The sequence below is a fragment of the Parendozoicomonas verongulae genome (assembly GCF_009711465.1).
Classification (GTDB): Bacteria; Pseudomonadota; Gammaproteobacteria; order Pseudomonadales; family Endozoicomonadaceae; genus Sansalvadorimonas; species Sansalvadorimonas verongulae.
Genome location: NZ_SMME01000543.1, coordinates 1 through 1,293 on the forward strand (window position 1 = coordinate 1; position 1,293 = coordinate 1,293).

Genomic DNA, 1,293 nt, shown 5'->3' on the forward strand with positions numbered 1-1,293 from the left:
TGGTGCTGTTGTGTCCTCCCCCGGCCATAGAGACTCCGGAAGAGAAAAGAGTCAGGGCCAGCAGCGGGGGGGCAAGAAGATCCGATGTGCTTTTCATAACTCACCTTATAGCGGCAGCTGCACAACAGCGAGGCAGTGCAGTATAGTCGCGCCGGGTGATAAGCCAATGACTACGTGGTTAGTCATGCTAGCGCATTGATTCTGTATTATTTTTCTCTGGGTTCCCAAGCGGTTTCAAGGTCGGCGAGGCTCAGGTTCGCCCCGCTTCTGTGCCCGCCGCCGCAGGGCTGCGGCACTCAGGCCAGCACTGACCGCGATGACAGCGGCGGCAGGTTCTGTCGCGCTCAGGCTGGAGAACCGACTGGAGCAGGCCAGGGTGCAGGACGGCGGAGCTGGATTCAAGCAACCGTCATGGGTAACTTAGCCGTTCTGAAGGTTTGATGAGTTACACACAAAAGTACACACGAATATTTTTATGTGTAATTTCAAAAGGTATGAAAAATACGGATACTCTGATAAGCATCCGTATATTTTGTGGATTAAGACATTCGAATTGAGCGTTTTAGGCTGTCGTGGAACTGCTTTGACTCACGGTGAGCCGATCCACCTTCAGAAAAGCTTTCAGTGCTAACACTATCAGTCAGCATTCGGTTTCTGGCTACCATTGTCTCACTTCTGTATGCTCTGATAAAAAAATCCACATGATCCATACGGCTCATAACTGGCCATTTTTCCAAGTACTCTGGTAATGAGCCAGATGTGTTTTTAAATGTAGATATCCTCTTGGCCACCATAGTCGCCTCGCCAATCTCAAAAGGAACCCTCCATGATTGCTGAGTGTTATCAGAAACCACCGCAATAAGGTGTGTGCAGTGACGAATATTTCGAGTAATCACTTCGGTAATATCATCAGTGCTCTTTGATTCTGGGTCGAGGACATCAAGATAAGTTTCTATTTCGGCGCGTTCCAGCCTTCGCTGAATATCAAAAGCCTTTGTTCTGTCTGTGTGCCTATAACTTATAAATACGGGCATCCGTTACCTCAGATTCTATTTTTTTTCGCAAGGCGGTGAAAATGAACACCAAGTGCTGTTAGTTGACAATCCGTACTATTCATCGCAGCCCAGTACATATGCTCACTATCTAAAGGCTCTACAAGGCCAGCTGCACAACAGTCTTGAAGCTCTTTAAAGTGGTAAAGCTTCCGTTAAATGGCCTTTAGCCTGTAAAGCTCTCCCCTTTGCTATTACCAACCCTTTGTTATTTTGCAAACCCTTGGAAAGAGAATTGACG

Annotated in this window: 1 protein-coding gene; it reads right to left on the reverse strand. The window is 47.5% G+C overall.

What is annotated here, in order from left to right; translation table 11 throughout:
- Window positions 1–539 precede the first annotated feature (539 nt).
- Window positions 540–1,034, reverse strand: coding sequence for a toll/interleukin-1 receptor domain-containing protein (locus E1189_RS01385; RefSeq protein ID WP_155158315.1), 495 nt, complete (start codon window positions 1,032–1,034; stop codon window positions 540–542).
- Window positions 1,035–1,293: the final 259 nt, after the last annotated feature.

Coding starts and splice junctions, on each gene's coding strand:
- E1189_RS01385 (WP_155158315.1), bottom strand. CDS start 1,034: ATGCCCGTATTTATAAGTTATAGGCACACAGACAGAACAAAGGCTTTT.